The organism is Psychrobacter sp. 1176_08, from assembly GCF_052850615.1.
In genome coordinates, this window is record NZ_VXCU01000008.1 from 1 (window position 1) to 18,174 (window position 18,174).

General features: G+C 44.9%; 14 protein-coding genes. 3 read left to right on the plus strand and 11 right to left on the minus strand.

All coding sequences use genetic code 11. The features are described 5' to 3' along the window. Positions 1–328: 328 nt before the first annotated feature. On the plus strand, positions 329–826 hold the full coding sequence (gene rimI / locus FW759_RS11000) for a ribosomal protein S18-alanine N-acetyltransferase (protein ID WP_446443024.1): 498 nt from the start codon (positions 329–331) through the stop codon (positions 824–826). Between the two features lie 28 nt (positions 827–854). Here the strand turns inward: rimI and FW759_RS11005 are convergent, their stop codons facing one another. Genes FW759_RS11005 through trxB form a run of 3 tightly spaced genes read right to left on the minus strand, consistent with a single transcriptional unit; the run spans position 855 to position 3,205 of the window. Next, complete coding sequence (locus tag FW759_RS11005) at positions 855–1,337, minus strand: MerR family transcriptional regulator (protein WP_443530895.1); 483 nt, start codon at positions 1,335–1,337, stop codon at positions 855–857. Between the two features lie 47 nt (positions 1,338–1,384). Further along, a complete protein-coding gene (gene aat / locus FW759_RS11010; protein ID WP_446443025.1) occupies positions 1,385–2,182 on the minus strand; it encodes a leucyl/phenylalanyl-tRNA--protein transferase in 798 nt (265 codons plus the stop codon). Beyond that, complete coding sequence (gene trxB, locus FW759_RS11015) at positions 2,183–3,205, minus strand: thioredoxin-disulfide reductase (protein ID WP_446443026.1); 1,023 nt, start codon at positions 3,203–3,205, stop codon at positions 2,183–2,185. 538 nt (positions 3,206–3,743) lie between these two features. Between trxB and FW759_RS11020 the strand changes: the two genes are divergently transcribed. Then, a complete protein-coding gene (locus tag FW759_RS11020) occupies positions 3,744–7,046 on the plus strand; it encodes a DNA translocase FtsK (RefSeq protein ID WP_446443027.1) in 3,303 nt (1,100 codons plus the stop codon). Positions 7,047–7,438: 392 nt separating this feature from the next. Next, a complete protein-coding gene (locus tag FW759_RS11025) occupies positions 7,439–8,932 on the plus strand; it encodes an amidase (RefSeq protein WP_446443028.1) in 1,494 nt (497 codons plus the stop codon). 30 nt (positions 8,933–8,962) lie between these two features. Here the strand turns inward: FW759_RS11025 and FW759_RS11030 are convergent, their stop codons facing one another. The 8 genes from FW759_RS11030 to dapC all read right to left on the minus strand — a co-directional run bounded on the left by FW759_RS11030 (position 8,963) and on the right by dapC (position 18,085). Continuing rightward, entirely contained in the window at positions 8,963–9,886 is a 924-nt protein-coding gene (locus FW759_RS11030; RefSeq protein WP_443571773.1) for a DODA-type extradiol aromatic ring-opening family dioxygenase, read from the minus strand. 64 nt (positions 9,887–9,950) lie between these two features. Next, a complete protein-coding gene (gene rlmH, locus FW759_RS11035) occupies positions 9,951–10,439 on the minus strand; it encodes a 23S rRNA (pseudouridine(1915)-N(3))-methyltransferase RlmH (protein ID WP_443505669.1) in 489 nt (162 codons plus the stop codon). 87 nt (positions 10,440–10,526) lie between these two features. Continuing rightward, positions 10,527–11,069, minus strand: a complete 543-nt coding sequence (locus tag FW759_RS11040) for a YetF domain-containing protein (RefSeq protein WP_131400873.1) — start codon at positions 11,067–11,069, stop codon at positions 10,527–10,529. A gap of 180 nt (positions 11,070–11,249) precedes the next feature. Further along, positions 11,250–11,765 carry an ABZJ_00895 family protein gene (locus FW759_RS11045; RefSeq protein ID WP_131400874.1) on the minus strand — a complete coding sequence of 172 codons (516 nt, stop codon included), beginning with the start codon at positions 11,763–11,765 and terminating at the stop codon, positions 11,250–11,252. A 163-nt stretch (positions 11,766–11,928) separates the two neighbouring features. Further along, on the minus strand, positions 11,929–14,070 hold the full coding sequence (locus FW759_RS11050; RefSeq protein ID WP_446443029.1) for a D-alanyl-D-alanine carboxypeptidase/D-alanyl-D-alanine-endopeptidase: 2,142 nt from the start codon (positions 14,068–14,070) through the stop codon (positions 11,929–11,931). A 98-nt stretch (positions 14,071–14,168) separates the two neighbouring features. Then, positions 14,169–14,783, minus strand: a complete 615-nt coding sequence (locus FW759_RS11055; protein ID WP_443571776.1) for a 3'-5' exonuclease — start codon at positions 14,781–14,783, stop codon at positions 14,169–14,171. Between the two features lie 34 nt (positions 14,784–14,817). After that, positions 14,818–16,782 (minus strand): DUF294 nucleotidyltransferase-like domain-containing protein, encoded by a 1,965-nt coding sequence (locus tag FW759_RS11060; protein ID WP_443571777.1) that lies wholly within the window; start codon positions 16,780–16,782, stop codon positions 14,818–14,820. A gap of 70 nt (positions 16,783–16,852) precedes the next feature. Then, a complete protein-coding gene (gene dapC, locus FW759_RS11065; protein ID WP_446443030.1) occupies positions 16,853–18,085 on the minus strand; it encodes a succinyldiaminopimelate transaminase in 1,233 nt (410 codons plus the stop codon). Positions 18,086–18,174 lie beyond the last annotated feature (89 nt).

Here is an 18,174-nt window from a genome sequence, read left to right on the forward strand (position 1 = left end):
GACTTAAGTCTCAGCAATGAGCGTTTGAGTTAGTTATAAAAAAGCCACCCTCTTTTTGAGGGTGGCTTTTTTTTGGATATGAAAAAGTGACTTCATAATATAGCTAACCCCAAATAAAAAAGTTACAACAATGATTCTGGACTGCCAACGATATATTTTTGTCGCCTTTGTCTGCGAAGGCACCGCAAGCAAGAAAATATGACGTTGGCAGCACTGTATATATTTTATAGTGGATTGACTATAGAAATAATATCTGTCTACATGAACAATGCCTATTTTACATAGAGTCTGTAGTAGACTAAACATTATCAAAATAAAAGGAGAAACTGTGGTTGTCATAGAGAATGTATCAGTACATGCAGTCGACTATCAGCAGACCATTCAAGCAGTAGCTGATATAGAAGCGGTGGTTCAGCCGCATGATGCATGGACGTATCAGACACTGATTACTTTGCTTGAGCAGGACAGTATCGATATGCTGATCGTTTATGATAAACAGTCAAGTACTGCCCTCGATAAAACAGTCATCAGCTATTGCCTATATCAAGTTGTTTTTGAGCAAGCTGAGATTTTGCGTATTGGCACGCATCCCAATTATCAACGTCAAGGCATTGCGTCACAACTGTTTGACAAGTTAAATCGTGAATTGATGCAACGCCAAGTAGAAAACCTTTTGCTCGAAGTACGGGCGGATAATATTCCAGCGATCGCTTTGTATGAGCAGCAACAGTTTGTAGTGATTCATAGGCGTAAAGGCTACTATCAACTAAAAGATAAAGCGGCTATCGATGCGTTGATCTTGCAACGAGTGGATACGTATACGTAGAAGTAGCGAGTAGATAAATGCCAATGCGTTACTCAAAATTAGAAGAAGAGTTGGTCAATGAATCAGTATGATTTTGATCATTGTTCATGTATTTTTTTTTGCACGTTTCAACGTCAATTTTGGAGCCATGATCTGCTTTCATATACTCTAGTACCTCGACACGCTCGCTGAGCAATTCTACCATCACACTGATGTTGGCCTGTTGCTTTCGTACTTGTGCCAATTTTTGCTGAGTAAGCATCAGCTGCAGATCGATATCGAGCTGACCGTCGTAATAATCATTAAGACTGTCTTTGATTTCAGTCAGGGTAAAACCAATAGCCTGTGCGCTTTTGATCAGTTCAATACGTTCCACGCATTCTGGATGGAACTCAGTATATAGACGTGAGCCTGCTTGACGTTTGCGAGATTTTAGTAAGCCTAGTTGATCATAGTGGCGCACAGTATCTTTAGTTGTATTGGCTTTTGTTGCTAGAGCACCAATCAATAAAAAGGAATTGTCAGGGGACATAATACTCTCGTTGGAAGCTATGAGTGGGAATAAGACAGTAGGAACAATTAACTCAATTTACGCTGCCAAGGGGTTGGTGTATCAAGTAATGAGACGGCTAGTGGTATATAAGCGTCTTTTTGCCATTTGACCGAGCCGGCCCTTATTAAAGTATCTAACTGAGTAAGAAACTCAGCTCGAGGTACGGTAGTGGCACCCAAACTCATCAGATGATCATTCGGTAACTGACAGTCAACAAGAGCGACCTGACTTTGTTCGCATAGCCGCATTAATCCCCAAAAAGCCAGCTTGGAGGCGTTGGATGCACAATGGAACATGGACTCGCCAAAATATATGCCGCCAAGCTTTAAGCCATAAAGTCCACCTATAAGCTGTCCTTGATCATTCCATACCTCAATGCTATGGGCAAAGCCTTGCGCATGAAGATTGGTATAGGCTTCAATCATCTCTTCATGGATCCAAGTGTGCTCACCTTCAGGAAGCCCATCACTACGCGGTAAGCTACAGGCACGGATGACATCATCAAATGCCTGATTCAAGGTCAACTGCCAACGTTCGCGTCTTGCTTGTTTGCGTAAAGACTTGCTTGGTTGGTAGTCGGAGGGCACCACCACACATCTTGGTTCAGGACACCACCAAGCGATGGGCTCGTCTTCATTAAACCAAGGAAACAGTCCCTGCGCGTAAGCAGAAATCAGCGTGTCAGATGCCAAATCGCCGCCCACAGCAACAAGACCAACCCCTTCAGGATCGATAGAGGTAGGATCAGGGAAGTCATAACGCCCAAGACTTTTTAAGGTCTCAGGCGTGATGTTTTGATCGTTTGGTAGAGTGATATTGCCCATTTAGGATTCTTGATCAGCGGTCAATGTCGATGCATAGGTGTGGTCAGTTGCCATCGTTTCACCAATAGCGTCCAGGTACTTCTCAGCATCCAGCGCTGCCATACAGCCTGTGCCTGCAGAAGTAATGGCTTGACGATACACATGGTCTGCAACATCGCCAGCAGCAAACACGCCTTCAATACTGGTTTGCGTGGCGTTACCATTTAGGCCACTTTTGACTACAAGATAGCCGTCTTTCATATCGAGCTGATCTTTAAACAAATCTGTATTAGGCTTATGACCAATCGCCACAAACATACCCATGGTATTTAGCTGTTTGGTGCTGCCATCAATCATAGACTCAATGATGACACCATTCACGCCCATATCATCACCAACGACTTCTTTGACTTGATGATTCCACTCGATTTTGATATTGCCATTTTTGGCTTTTTCAAATAATTTGTCTTGTAGAATTTTTTCAGAACGTAAGCTATCACGGCGATGCACGAGCGTCACTTCAGACGCGATATTAGACAGGTATAAAGCCTCTTCTACAGCAGTGTTACCACCGCCAATCACAGCGACTTTTTGATCTTTATAGAAAAAACCATCGCAAGTGGCACAAGCTGATACACCCAAACCTCTAAACTTGGTTTCTGACTCTATGCCCAAGTATTGAGCAGACGCGCCTGTTGAGATAATCAAAGCATCACAAGTGTAAGTGCCATTATTACCGACCAATTCAAAAGGACGTACATTTAGGTCGACTTCATTAACATGATCATAGACCAACTCAGTACCAAAACGCTCGGCATGAGCTTTCATGCGCTCCATTAATGCAGGGCCCGTTAAATCATGAGCATCACCTGGCCAGTTATCGACTTCTGTAGTGGTGGTTAATTGTCCACCCACTTCTAAGCCTGTGACCATCACAGGTTTGAGGTTGGCACGTGCTGCATACACTGCAGCGGCGTAACCAGCAGGGCCTGACCCTAGAATAATAAGCTTTTCGTGACGTGGGGCTGTATTGTCAGTTGCCATGAGTTTGTTCCTTGCTAAATATACGAATTAAAATAAGAATGATAAATGTTATAAAAAATTTCAAAAAATGAGACTGTTTTGGTTTGTTTAATTGCAATGTGATAATAACATAAGGGCATAGACCCAAAAGTGCAAGTTTGCTAAAACAAACACAGGCATCACTATAATCAAAGCATGTTTGCCTTGACGTTTGGCCTTAATAAATAATGGTTATTTTATAGAGTTTACGCAAAATTGTTAGCGTTATCCTATCAGCTGTTTGTACTAATTGTACGGTTTTATGCATAAATCGCAGATTGACTGACTTTCTTGCCTGCTTTCTTTAGAAGACTGTCGCCACCATACCTATCTATTTGTTATTATAAGAAGTTATGCCAAGTACAGTTAGAGTAAAAAGACCATCGTTATTCACCATTGTCGGGATCAATAATGGCTCTTAACCCTGTTGCTAGGTATATTTATGTCAGCACTTTATGTCAGCATGATTAGGCTTAGTCATGCGGCGACCATTTAGTATTAATAACAAGGCAGATCTTACGTGATATCAGCACCGCTTATTGAGTATTTGAAAAAAGGAATATTTACCCTCCTTGGGTTAATACTGGCCGTTTATCTGTTCGTCATTTTGATGACGTATACGGGTAACGATCCGAGTTGGTCACACATCAGTAGTGATATGACCACAATTAATAATATGGGCGGTGAGACAGGTGCGTGGTTGTCCGACTTGCTCTACAGCTTCTTTGGTTTTGGTGCATGGTGGCTGCTGGCATTTTTGATTTATGAGTCTATCCTTATTTGGTGGGACAACAAGCCTACGTTTTGGCTGATGCGTTTGGTCGCTTATGTCTTCTTATTATTAAGTGCCAGTGCCTTATTTGCTCAACTCGTGGCCTTAGTGCAACAATTCACCAATCCTACCGCGACAGCACTTGAAGGAGTGGCGGGTGGAATTATTGGTCTTGAGTTGCAGGTACGCTTAGCACAGCTCTTAACGCAGTGGGGGAGTGTGGTTTTCTTGATGGTGTTTGTCGTCCTCACCGCGACCTTTGCCTTTAACATTCATTGGCTGACGATTTATCAGAAAATCACCGCCCTGTCTTGGTTTGGTTCAGGCGTAAAAAAAGAAAGCACACAAGAGACCGTAGCAGTCACTCAAAACAGAGAAGTATTAAACACGAAGGGCAAAGTCACCACAGGGGCGAATCCAGATCAAGAAGCGCCAGCTTATGAGCAGTTGCCCTTGGCCTTGCAATCTTCTGAGCAGGCGACCGATAAAAGCGGTCGATTTAGCAACGTCTTATCAGACTTTTTGGTGAAGTCTGGGCTTTCTGATAGTGTCAGAGCCTCTATGGCCGCAGCGACACAAGCCACAACAGCAACCCAGACTGCCTTATCTGGTCATGAAAAACCTGATCCTTTAGAGACTGAACCACTAAAAAATGGTACGACTGAGAGTATAGATAATCAAACACATTCATCATCAAATCCTGTCATAGCGCCTGTCCGTAAAGTTGAACCAAGCTTTGCATGGAATGATGCCAATACGGTCGATGATTTGTTGGCGAGTGAGCAGATGGCCTACAGTGCCAATAGCATGAGTCATTCTGATACTGCTGCTCTGATTTCTGATGATATGAGCCCTGAGCCTATAAAAAGTGAATCGTTAAAAAATGAATTCGTTAAAAACGAGCCAACAGATTTAGAAGTGATAGCGGAATCTACGCCAGCATCTACTTCTACAATAGAGGCAGAGCCGTCTGTAGAACCAACCACTGCGAGACCTAAAACAAAGATCATTCAGCCTTCTGTCGAGGAGCAACTTTATAACGAAACAGCCAGTACTGACGCTGTATTATCAACATCAGAAGATACTACAATAGCCGTGGATACCTTAGCAGATGCATGGCTAGCAGAGCATGCTGATGTTTTAGAACCTGCTATGCAAACGGAAACCGTTCAGCCCAATGAGCCTCTGTCTAGCAGTCAGGCTGAGTTATCAAACAGTGATACGTCAACCGAGGTGGCGGCATTAGCAGTTGCTTCGCCAGTATTAGACAGCGTAGCCGCCGTGTCAGAAGCGATAGATATGACACCAACCAATACACCGCCTACCAATCCAACAGCAGCGCCAACAGTAGACACGATTGATGTTGCTAATGCTGCGAAAAACACGCAGCCAGTCAAACCGACGATGAGTTTTGCCGTACCAGAAGGGGATAGCAGCAACCATATCACTGATATGATGCCAGAAGATGAAGACACTGATACATCAATCATGCCGCATATTAGCGATGATGATGCCTTTAGTCGAAAGTCACGCTCGATGCAGACGGCACAATATCGCAGCAGCCTTACGCCTATTCCAGAGATGTCTATTCTTGATAAGCCAGATCCAGATCGTAAGCCTAGCTATACCATAGCTGAGCTTGAGCAGCTCTCTGAGCTGTTAGAGATCAAGTTACAAGAATTTAATGTAAAAGCGTCGGTGGTTAATGCTATCCCCGGTCCTGTCGTGACGCGCTTTGAAGTTGAGCTGGCCCCCGGTATTAAAGCCAGCAAGGTTACGGGTATTTCACGTGACTTGGCGCGTTCATTATCGATGGCGTCTTTGCGTGTGGTTGAGGTGATTCCTGGCAAGCCTTATATTGGTATCGAAGTACCTAACAAACAGCGTGAAATGGTGCGTTTGATTGAGCTACTCAATACCGAGAAGTTCAAAGACCCCAAAGCGCAAATCAGTATGGCGATGGGTAAAGACATTGGTGGCAATCCAATTATTACCGATCTTGCACGGGCACCGCACATGTTGGTTGCAGGTACGACTGGTTCGGGTAAATCGGTATTGGTCAACTCCATGTTGTTGTCGATGCTACTCAAATACACGCCCAATGAGCTGCGTCTTATCTTGATTGATCCAAAGCAGTTAGAGCTTGCTAACTACAATGATATCCCGCATCTACTGACACCAGTCGTCACTGATATGACCGAGGCGGCCAGTAGTCTCTCATGGTGCGTGGCGGAGATGGAGCGCCGTTACCAGTTGATGAGTTTGCTCAAGGTTCGTAAGCTCAATGAGTTTAATAAAAAAGTCATCGCAGCGGAAAAAGCGGGCAATCCTATGCTTGATCCTTTGTGGCGGCCCAATGACAGTGTCAGCATCAGCCAAGCACCAAAGCTAAAAACCTTGCCCATGATTGTCATTGTCGCGGATGAGTTTGCTGACATGATTATGCAGGTCGGTAAGCAGGCAGAAGAATTGATTACACGCTTAGCGCAGAAATCCCGAGCAGCGGGTATTCATTTGATGCTTGCCACTCAGCGCCCATCGGTAGATGTGATCACTGGTTTGATCAAAGCCAATATTCCCGTACGTGCTGCCCTACGTGTCAACTCAAAGGTCGACTCACGGACGATTTTGGACAGTGGTGGCGCTGAGGATATGCTAGGCAATGGCGATATGCTGTTCTTAGGGCCTGGGCAGATTGAGCCCGACCGTGTGCATGGCGCTTATGTCAGTGACGAAGAGGTCAACCGTGTCTGTGATGCGTGGCGTGAGCGCGGCGCACCGGACTATATTGACAACATGGCAGGTAACTTTGAATTATCTAGCCCAGGTGGTAACGGTGGTGGTAGCGCAAACAATGCTTCTGGCGAAGATGATGGACTGTATAACGATGCGGTGGCCTTTATTATGGAAACGCGTAAAGTCTCTGCATCTAGTATCCAGCGTAAATTTAGCATTGGCTATAACCGTGCAGCGCGTATTGTGGACTCTATGGAGGAAGCCGGATTGGTCAGCTCAATGGGTAAAAGCGGCAAGCGTGAACTGCTGATGTAGCGTTTAGGTTGCAGTAGATACAGTCGATTCCAAATAAAACAGAACCTTTATATTGCAACGCGGAACTGGTATCAATTTTATACTAAAACTCACTATAGCAAAAAGACGAGTCACAAAAGTGGCTCGTCTTTTTATGAAATACGCTTAATCATATTTTCACAAATTGAGGATCTAAAACCAATGTCTATGATCAGTCATGCTTTGATTTATCAAAACTGGGTTTATTTACAAAACTATGAGCTCAATCCAATCTCCAAATGACCAATCAGTTTGTTTATCGACTATAAGGTGCCATTTTTTATACTAAACTGACAGTGGTTATAAGATAAATAGGCAACAACTTTAGTCAATCTGTCAATCTCATTTTAATTACTCTCCAAGGACGGTCAGTTATGTTCAAAGAATACACTCAGTATGATGGATTAGCCTTAGCGGCATTGGTTAACTCAGGTGAGGTCAGTGCAAAAGAGTTGCTGGACGCGGCCGTTTATCAGGCCAATAAGCTCAATCCTAAGCTGAATGCCATTGTTCACCGTTTTGATGAGCGCGCTTACAATGCCGCGCAAGCAGGATTGCCGAAAGGCGTATTTACTGGCGTGCCTTATCTGTTAAAAGATTTGTCATTTAGCTTCGCTGATGAACCGATTACGATGGGCAGTCGCAGCGTCAATATCCTCTCAGAAAACGACAGCGAAATCGTCAAACGGATGAAAGCCACGGGCGTTAATACCTTTGGTAAGACCAATACGCCTGAGTTTGGTTTGATTATCACGACTGAGCCAAAAGCGCATGGTGCTACTCATAACCCTTTTAAGAAAGGCTATAGCACTGGTGGATCATCGGGCGGCAGTGCAGCAGCAGTCGCAAGCGGTATTGTACCGATGGCGGGCGCTGGTGACGGTGGTGGTTCGATACGTTTTCCAGCTGCTTGGTGCGGTGTGTTTGGACTCAAACCCAGTCGTGGGCGTAATCCAATGGGACCGAGATATGGTGAAGGTTGGGAAGGCGCAGTTGCTGATCACGTGATTACACGTTCGGTACGTGACAGCGCCGCGATGCTCGATGCTACGAATGGCGCAGAAATCGGTGCACCTTACGTGATTGCGCCGCCAGATGGGACGTTTTTACAGGCAGCAATGCGTGCGCCAAGGCCATTAAAAATCGCTTTGCAGCAGCAGCCATTGATTGCCAATACCGTGGTGGACAAAGAGGTGCTCGCTGTACTTGAGCAAACGGCCAAGCAACTAGAGTCTATGGGGCATCAAGTGATACCTTGTGAGCCAAATATTAATATAGAGCAGTTTTGGCATGATTTTATCGTTGTGGTCTGTGCGCATACTGCCTTTACGATTGACAATATCGAGCGGGAGTTTGGCGCTGCCCATATCAAAAACCTAGAGCCACAAACCTATAATATGGCGCTGCTAGGACGTTCGTTATCAGCAGCTGATTTGGTTCATGCCAAGCACGGTTGGCACCACAGTCAGTATCAAACAGGCCTGTTATTGGACACTTATGACATGATTTTATCCCCGACAGTACCCACGCCTGCTGTCAAACATGGCGTGCTGCCACCAAGTCGTATGAATGAGATGATGATGCGTAGTGCTGAAATACTGAATAAAGGTTTCAATATGGGGAAACATGCCTTCAAATCAGGCATGATTGAAAAACTAAGTGCTCCTGTACTAGGCAAAATGGGCTTTACCTTGCTGGGTAACGTCACAGGATTGCCAGCCATGTCAGTGCCCGTCGGTATGAGTAAAAAAGGTTTGCCAATTGGTATGCAGCTCATTGGACGTATGAATGATGAAGCGACACTATTGAGTCTGGCAGGTGAGATGGAACGTGCTGGTTTATTTACCAAACCTGCCTTTAAGAAGTAGATTTGTACGCTTTGATTAAATAGCTATTAATTAATCGAAGCGATAAATATCCATCCCCAAACTATGATGTGCCATACTTTGATGCACGACAGAGACACGTTGACCCGCACCTAAAGCAAAGAACAGTGGTAGCAAATGCTCATCACTTGGGTGAACATGCTTATAATTGGGGTACTGTTGCCAATCTAGCGCAGTAGGAATGTCTGTCTTAATGTGCTGTAATAGCCAATCTTTAAAGTCTTTTGCCGCCTTATCAATACTGTCCGCTTGCCAACGCAGGGCTTGCAAGTTGTGCGTGATGCTCCCTGAACCGATAATAAGTATCTGCTCTTCGCGCAGACGTTCAAGCTGTGCGCCCAGCTGATAGCAAGCAACACTGTCGTAGTGCTGTGGTAAAGATATCTGTACGATTGGTATGTCTGCTTGTGGATACATATGGATAAGCGGGGCCCAAACACCATGGTCACAAGCACGCATCGGATTGATGCTGCACCTAATACCGCGCGCAGTAAGCTGATGCGCGAGCGATTCAGCAAGCGCTGGCTGACCAGCAGCAGGATACTGTAGCTCATATAGCTCAGGCGCAAAGCCTGAAAAATCATGCCACGTTTTCGGTTGAGGGTTGCTACTGATCTCAAGCTTGGCTGACTGCCAATGTGCGGACATAATAACGATGGCACGTGGCTTGGGTAAGTTTTGCCCGATACGTGCCAATGCACTGGTTGTGGCAGATTGTTCAATCGCAAGCGTGGGTGCGCCATGCGAGATAAACAAGGCTGGCAGTTTAGCCAAGTTGGCTGCCTTAGAGACTATAGCAGACGTGTCTTCCCAAGCATCGGCAGACGTGATGGGCTGCAACGTGTGCCCATGATGATCGCCACGTTGTGAAGTGGAATGAGAGGCTTTAGGTATTGCGCGTTTTGGATATTTCATGTTCCAGTTATTAGGGCGCATGCCAGTTTTTCAATCTGTTTTTTCATGGTTATTTTCAGATAATTTATCGCGAACTGTACTTTGCTTAATTACCACGATGATAGGGATGGTTGTTATTGATACTCATCGCTCGATACAACTGCTCCATCAAGACAACTCGTACGAGAGGATGTGGCAATGTCAGCGCGGACAACGACCATTTTACGTCAGCTTTTGCCAGTACTTCAGGCGAGACACCATCTGCACCGCCAATGACCAAAGCAATATCATCCCCTTGTTGCATCGCATCTGATAGTTTATCGGCCAAGCCTTCTGTCGAAAGCATTTTACCTTTGACGTCCAATACCCATAATTGTTCGCGCCCAGTGGCATTATGAGCTGCCAAAATGGCTTGACCCTCTTGTTCACGATACTGTGCTAAATTGGCATCTGAGGGGTTTTTTGCTCGCTTGGCGGCCGCGATTTCGATGATGTCTGTACTGAGCATGGGTTGAATACGTTTATGGTATTCATCAAAACCTGTTTGCACCCAGTTAGGCATTTTGTTGCCGACGCTCAAAATTCTTACTTTCATAGTCCATACCACGTCAATAATTAAATAAATATCACAAGGTTTTTTACAATTGGTTGCGGCCAATACATTTTCTTTTTTGATCTATTATCACATCAAAGGTGAAATCGTTTCTGAAACAGTCTGTTCTGTCTTTTGGTGGTGAGGGTCACTCGGGCTTGGCTTTGGAATAATGGTAAGCTTTGCATCCGATTCAAATACAATGGCTTCAACTTCATCGAAGCTATTTATTCCATCAGAGCGCATTGCACATTCTATCTCCTGCCGGGTCAATCGTTCATCACGCATAGCATCTGGTAAAAACTGCCCTTGATAAAAAACAATACGCGGCTCGGACAAAATAAAACTGCTAAATTGCGGTGAGATAGAGGCATATTTGGTGACCAAAAACTGCAATAGATAGAGCACCAAAATAGAAGAGGCCCCTTCAATAAAAGGAATGTTTTTGAGCAAAATGGTACTGGCACCTAATGAGCCAATCATGACGGTCACAACCCAATCAAAATTATTGAGCTGAGAGGTAGAACGTTTTCCTGAAACTTTCGTCACTAGCACGATTAAGACGTAAATCATGGTGGTCGTCAGTACGATGCGCCCAAGTTTGTCTATATTGTCAAAAAAAAGCATGTCCATTAAGCGCACTCCTATGGTAAGAATAAAACCGTGTGCCGCTAAGCATCGATTCATAAAAGAAAGTAACTGATGAAGCTCACCAATTGATACTGTTAGCCTAACGAATTCTAAGCCTCAAAAGGAAAAAATTTGTAGTCAGTCATTGTGGTTTTATAAGGTTCAAGTCGCGCGTTATTAAACTCATATGGTCTTACGTTTGGGATCAAGCAAACGATTCATTACCCAAATACTGATGCGAGCGCTGACCAATGTCATTACCAATATCAGCATCAGTGAGGACAGCAGCGGTAGGGGCTGTTGTGTGGTCATCTCAAACAATACTTCGCGGCTCACTGCGTCAAACAACCAAAACCAAATCCCCAAGAAGTAAATCACCGTCAGTACCCAAACAACTGCTATTCCGCCAAATACTAAGCGATTACTCTCACCTCTATTCAAAGCGCGTTGCTGCTGTTTGGTAAACTTATGCACCGCAATATAAGCGCCAACAATGATAGAGATTACTGTGACCAATGTTGAGTTCAGCGCCACTTTGGTTTGGATCATCATAAATACTGCGCTGGCAAGCACATAACCAATCGCGAAAAACCCAATATATCGAGCCAGTTTAGGTCGTGCCAATTGATGAGTGTTGAGCGATCCATTGTGACCTGAATGCGAGGTAGATTTGTTGAGCGTGGTAGTCTTGCGTGACATAAGCTGACCTTTATCAAGGTAAAAACAAGAAAATATAAGTAATATAGTGAGTCAATAAAATAGCGAGGCACTAATGATAAAATAAAAATGCGCAAAGACCACTTTAGAGACGGTCTCACACCTTTGCGCATGCTTTCTAAGATTTGCGCCTTTGCTGTTTAGATTAATGCTGCGCCGTCCAGTCAAGTACCACATCCAATACCGTTCGAGCATTATAGGCATTTAGTGCTTGCTCACTGTTGATCAGTCCTACAATGACATAATCCTGTCCTGATAGGCCTTTGACGTATCCTGCCATCGACGTCACGTTGTTCAATGTGCCTGTTTTTATCCATGCGCGTCCAATAGCTTTCGAATCAGGCAATCTATCACTATGCGCCACGATGGTGCCACTCACACCAGCCACGCCTAAAGAGTTAACGTAACTATCGAAGTTTGGACGATTATATGCATACGCCAGTAACTCGCTTAAATTAGCGGCAGTAATCGTACACTCGCGGCAGAGTCCTGAACCGTTGGTTAAATACGGTGGGGGTGTGTCTAGATTGCTCTGCCACCATTGATTGATCGTCTGTAACGCGGTCGAATAGTCCGTCGTTGGATTGCCAAATTGATATAAACTGGTGTTATGTAAGCTGCTATTTTTCACAGTTTTGTTTTTCAAACGATCGCTTTTGTCGTCAAGAGAACTACTGATTGTCCCTTGCTCATTCACATTTTTACGAATATCCGTTTTATTTGTAGCTACTTTAGCATTATTGTCATGATGATAGGCGCCTATCGATAGTGCCACTTGTTCAGCCATGACATTATTTGAAAAATGGTTGATGTCATAAATTTGCTGGGCCAGATTTAGTGACGCGTAGCTTACAATAGGTAGCGGCGATATCGGCCACGCGGCTAGTCCCTTTGCGGGTGTTGATTTTTTGCTTGCATCATAAGGCGTTTCTTGTGAGATGACATCGCCACTCAGCGTATTGCCCAGTGCCTGCCATTTTGCCGCAATGACACGTGCCGCAAACTCTTTGGCATCGGGATAAGCAATATAAAAGGCGTGTTCTTGGCAGCTGTTTGGCAAAGCCGCATTGAGCGCCAATCGATTGGGTTGCCACTGCGGTGCAAGGCTGTAGCGCGCTTGACCACAGGCTGCTGAGCGTGTGTCTATGGTGCTTGGCATTTGATAGTTTGCTAATTGCGGTGTATACACCAAAGCCGCTTTGCCATTGTCTACCGGATAGCTCTTGATACCGATGGTGCTAAAGTTGACCAAAAAACCATCAGGACTGGCATTATAAGGTCGCAGTGGGTCGTTATCAAAGGCGGCTGGATCTTTGGTCACATTATGAAAAATGGCACTATCGACAATCATGTCACCATCGATATGGCGAATGCCTGCTGCCTGTACTTGATACAATAACTGTTGCAAACGCTCATGAGTCATTTTTGGATCGCCACTCCCTTGAATGATCAAGTCGCCGTATAACCGATCGTTGACAATCACACCCGTATGATAAACACGCGTGTGCCAAACAAAATCAGCACCAAGCGTATCCAAAGCGATAAAGCTAGGCACAAGCTTCATGGTGCTGGCAGGGGTACGGGCGATATCAGGTTGATAACTCAATAAAGGAGAAAACGAGATGTTGATAGACGATGTCGCTATTTTATCCCGATTATTTTTTGAATCATGACTGTCATCATTGGGAGTGGTTTGATTGCTGTTTAAGAGATGACTATGAGAGGAATAGCTATCGGATAATGGGGTAGGAATACTCTCTAGGCTTTGATAAATGTAGGGGTCATCGGTATAAGCATGTATTTTTTGTTCATACTTCTTAATTGTGCGTTTCTCAATAGTCGTCAGAGCACTGTGATACTCAGTCGAGTTTTGAAGATTCTTTTTACCCTCTTTAATAGGGTTTTGAGTACTTTTTGGACTATCTGCTTTAGAATCAGTAATAGGGTCTATTGTGCTTGTCGCGCTTACACTATCGACGACCTGAATGGGAGACGGCAGATGACTGGCGTTTTTATCACCGACTGGCGTGATGACAATGCTCATATCAGAAGCGGACAAATCTGCACGTGCCAAAGCCGCTTGTATGGCCTCAGGCAGCGCCGCTTGTGCAAATACTGGCGTTGCAGTGGCTAAAAGCGCAAGTAAAGACAAGCGTTTGCCTGCTTGCAAAAACGGACTCAAACGTTTGTTAAAAAACTTTGGTTTGTTATCAGTATTATAATCGAGGTTGGTATCAGTATTGGCATTATGATGAGGGGTGCAGCAGCGCTTAAAAGTAGGTAACATGAGCATCTATCGTTAGGTGAAAAAACAGCCTATGGTAACATGAGTTATCGTTTTCGCGTAGATGTAGGGCAGGGTTTGAGTGTCTCTTTTAGGGTATATTATGACTGTGAGCGTAGGTGCAAAAACGCCATCGCTGTCATGATGGCATCGTTATAAGCATCATGTGTGCCCATTTCAGGAATTCCATAATGCGCCAAAATATTGGTTAGACGCTGTGACTGATGGGGAATGCCTTGTGTACGGTCGCCCATACGCCGACTGTATAACTGACGCACATCAATGATTTGATTCGGTAATGTCGTACCCATATAGCGTTTGACCACAGGGTTTAAAAACCCGATGTCTAACTGCGTACAGAATCCAACAATCGGTCGATTGTCTATAAAGGGTAGTAAAAGCGCCAGCATCTCATCATAGCTCATCCCATGCTCAACATCAGCAGTGCGCAAGCCATGAATCACAATCGTATCTCGGTCTGGCATCACAGGCGGTCTACATACCAGGTGCATACCGTTGCCAGTATCAATCGTATTGTCATTGATATGAATGGCGGCGATAGATAACAAGTGATGCTTTTTTGGGTTCAGCCCCGTCATTTCACAGTCAATGGCGACCCACTGTTTGGCATGAGGTTTGGCAAACATAGATACCAACTCTGGACGTTGTAGCTGGTTTTTTTGCCAAGTGCCAGATAACTGCTTTAGCCAATTCATATCCGTCACGCACCCCTTTATGATACTTCTGCAGTCATGATATCTCTAATTGATAGTGCTGACGTAGTTGGTTTTTGAAGCTTTTGACCACAGCCAAACACTCTTTTAGTAAGTCACGCTCAAGCGCGGTTAGCGTCATTGGGTTCACTTGACGCGCCTGTCTATCATCGGTTGAGAGCGCAACAGATAAGCGCTGCGCCATAAAAAACTCTAACGCTTCTAACAAAGTGTCGGCGCGTTCTTGATTCAAAGCTTGTACTTGCACCAGCGCTTTGAGGCGGTTTTTGGTACTTGGAACGTCTAAGATATCGTTTTCTAAGGCGAGCGTACGTATGCCATGAACCAATGGAAAGATGCCAGCTTTTTTTAGATCGATGTCTGATGAGGCTGATTTGCCTGCTAGTAATGGTACAAATTTTTGCCACCATTGATTGACATCACCAAACTGTAAGGCGGCGCGGGCGAACTGACGTACAAACATAGGGTCTGACTGGCGATGCGCAACTTGTAAATGTTGCCGTACCTGAGTGAGGAGGGATTCGTCACCGCAGACGTATTCACCATCGAGTATGGCGGACAGATAGATGCCATGCATGGGATCGGTATTTTTCAACCATGAGCCAATCTGTGTGTTAAACGACTTAAGCGGTTGTCGCCACATCGGATTGGTCATCATGATATTGCCATCACATAGTGGATAGCCGAGACTGGCCAAATGTGTATTAAAGGTAGCGGCAAACTGAGCCAAATCAGGATGCATGTAGCCATCGCGTATGATAAGCGCGTTGTCTTGATCGGTACGCATGATTTGCTCACCGCGACCTTCTGAACCCATGACAATAAGACAGGTATTTGCGACGACATCATCAGGCACGATTAATTGCCAAAGTTTGGTAAATACTTGCGCGTTTAGCGTCTGTACCATGCGGCTGATATTGCCGATTTTGACGCCGTTTTGATGCTGAGCACGAATATAGCGACCGATCAGCTCAACAGCGGTATGTAAGCTTGATAAGTCTTCTGCTTGTTCAATTTGAATACTAATCAGTTGTGAATGGTGGCTGATATGAGCGAGCATATCGCTTTGTCCGAGTATGCCTATCACCTCACGGTTGGTATCAAGGACCGGCAGTCTATGGATACGGTAGCGTGTCATGGTCAGTAGGGCATCGCCAATCTCATCGCCTGCGTTGATGGTGCGCAAGTTAAAATTGGCATAACGCTGGCATGGCGTTGTATTAGGATCTTGCTGCTCACTCACCGCGCGGCAAATATCCGTGTCCGTTAAAATGCCCAATAAATGATTGGGACCGTGTGACAAAGAGACGTCATGATTTGAATGATTGATGGGTCGCACCAATACGTGTTTGAGTCCTGCTGTTGTCATGATGCGGGCGGCCTCGAATAAGCTGCTACGAGCCTCGACGATGTGGACGGGTAACAGAGTCACATCCGTCACAGGTTGCAACATGATCTGCTGTACTTCTTGTTGGTTGTTATTGTGAGAGAGGGCAAAAGTCTTATTCTGGCGTCGCTGCTGTAAGGCTTTTAAGCGTTCAGGCAGCTTGTCTGATAATAACTGACGTACCAAATGATTTTGGGCGCTAATTTTATCGATTGCTTCGCCAGTGACTTGCAGCAGCAAGGTATCCTCAGAGGCTCGATACTGATAGGTTTGTGCCGCTTCAATCGTAGCATTACTTGCTTTGCCATCTTGCACGCGGGGCGTTACGACAGATTCAGGCAAGCGCCGACTGTCGAACCAATCGTTGTTATTGTAATCATCAGCATGGTTACTGCCCAAGTAGGAGGCGACAAACTCACCATCAAGTAATTGCTCTATTTGTCCTTTGATGACCACATACAGATACGTTAATTCTTCGACAGGTAGGCTTTCGCCTTTGGCAAGGTAGCGAATTTGGGTGTGCTTTCTAATGCTTTGTCGTTCAGCCAAACTTAAGACGTCAAATGGTGGCTGAGTAAAATCAAGATGGGGCATGGCATCATCCTTGATGGCATATCGGTGAGAGTATTTACGATAGCATTATTAGGATATCTATTATTCTCGATTATGCGCCAAGCAGCTGACGAATGCGACCAATCGCTTCACGACTCTCATCGACACTAGCGACCAAAGCAATCCGTACATAACCTTTTCCTGGATTGTGACCATTGATTTCGCGAGATAAGTATCTGCCTGCTAAGGCATGGATGTTGGCTTGCTCATATAACGCTTTTACAAATACCTTGTCATCCCCTTCGAATTGCTCAGGCGCTTTTATCCAAAAATAAAACCCTGCCTCAGGCATACGCAGTTCTAGCAGCTCACCAAGCTCAGACATCCACAGTGCAAATTTTTCTTGATACAACTGGCGGTTATGAGCCACATGCTTCTCGTCTTGCCAAGCTGCGATAGAGGCGAGCTGATGCGGTATCGGCATCGCGCAGCCTTGATAGGTGCGATATTGTAAATACGCCTGCAAAATTTTGGCATCACCTGCCACAAACCCTGAGCGTAGACCAGGCAAGTTTGAGCGTTTAGATAAAGAGTGGAACACAACACAGTTTTTAAAATCATGACGGCCAAGGGCCGCGCATGCTTGCAACAAACCAATCGGCGCTTTATCAAAATACAACTCGCTATAACACTCATCACTTGCAATGACAAAACCATACTGATCAGACAAGCGAATCAGGTATTCCCAATCTTCCATCGTCATGACTGAGCCGGTCGGATTATTGGGACTACAGACAAACAAGAGCTGCGTCCGTGCCCAAACGTCTCTTGGCACTGCGCGATAATTGCCTTTAAAGTCATTATCACGTGTGCAAGGCACAAAGTAGGGCGTTGCTTGCGCAAGTATCGCTGCACCTTCATAAATTTGATAAAAAGGATTTGGCATTACGATGGTAGGTGGTTGATGAGAGGGGGGTAGTCCAGGATTGGCTGCGTCATCTGCAGTGTGGTCAACCACTGCTTGCACAATACTAAAGATTGCTTCACGCGTACCCATCACTGGCAATATTTGCGTATCAGGATCCACATGCGTTAAGAAAAATCGCTTTTCGAGCCAGTGAGCGATGGTTTGACGCAGCTCAAACAGACCGTTAGTGGTTGGATAATGACTTATTTTGTCCAAGTTTTCTCGTAGTACGTCCAGCACAAAGGCAGGTGGCTCGTGTTTGGGTTCGCCAATTCCCAGCTTGATTTCACTGTAGGTAAGGGCTGGCGCGCTATCTGCAAGCAGTTTTGCCATCTTCGCGAAGGGATAAGGATGTAGGTGGGTCAAGTTGTGATTCATAATTAGGATAACTATAATAGACAATTAATAATAAAGTTATAAAGAAAAGTTACATTCTAGCAGTGTGGCAATTCTCTTATTTTTTCTTT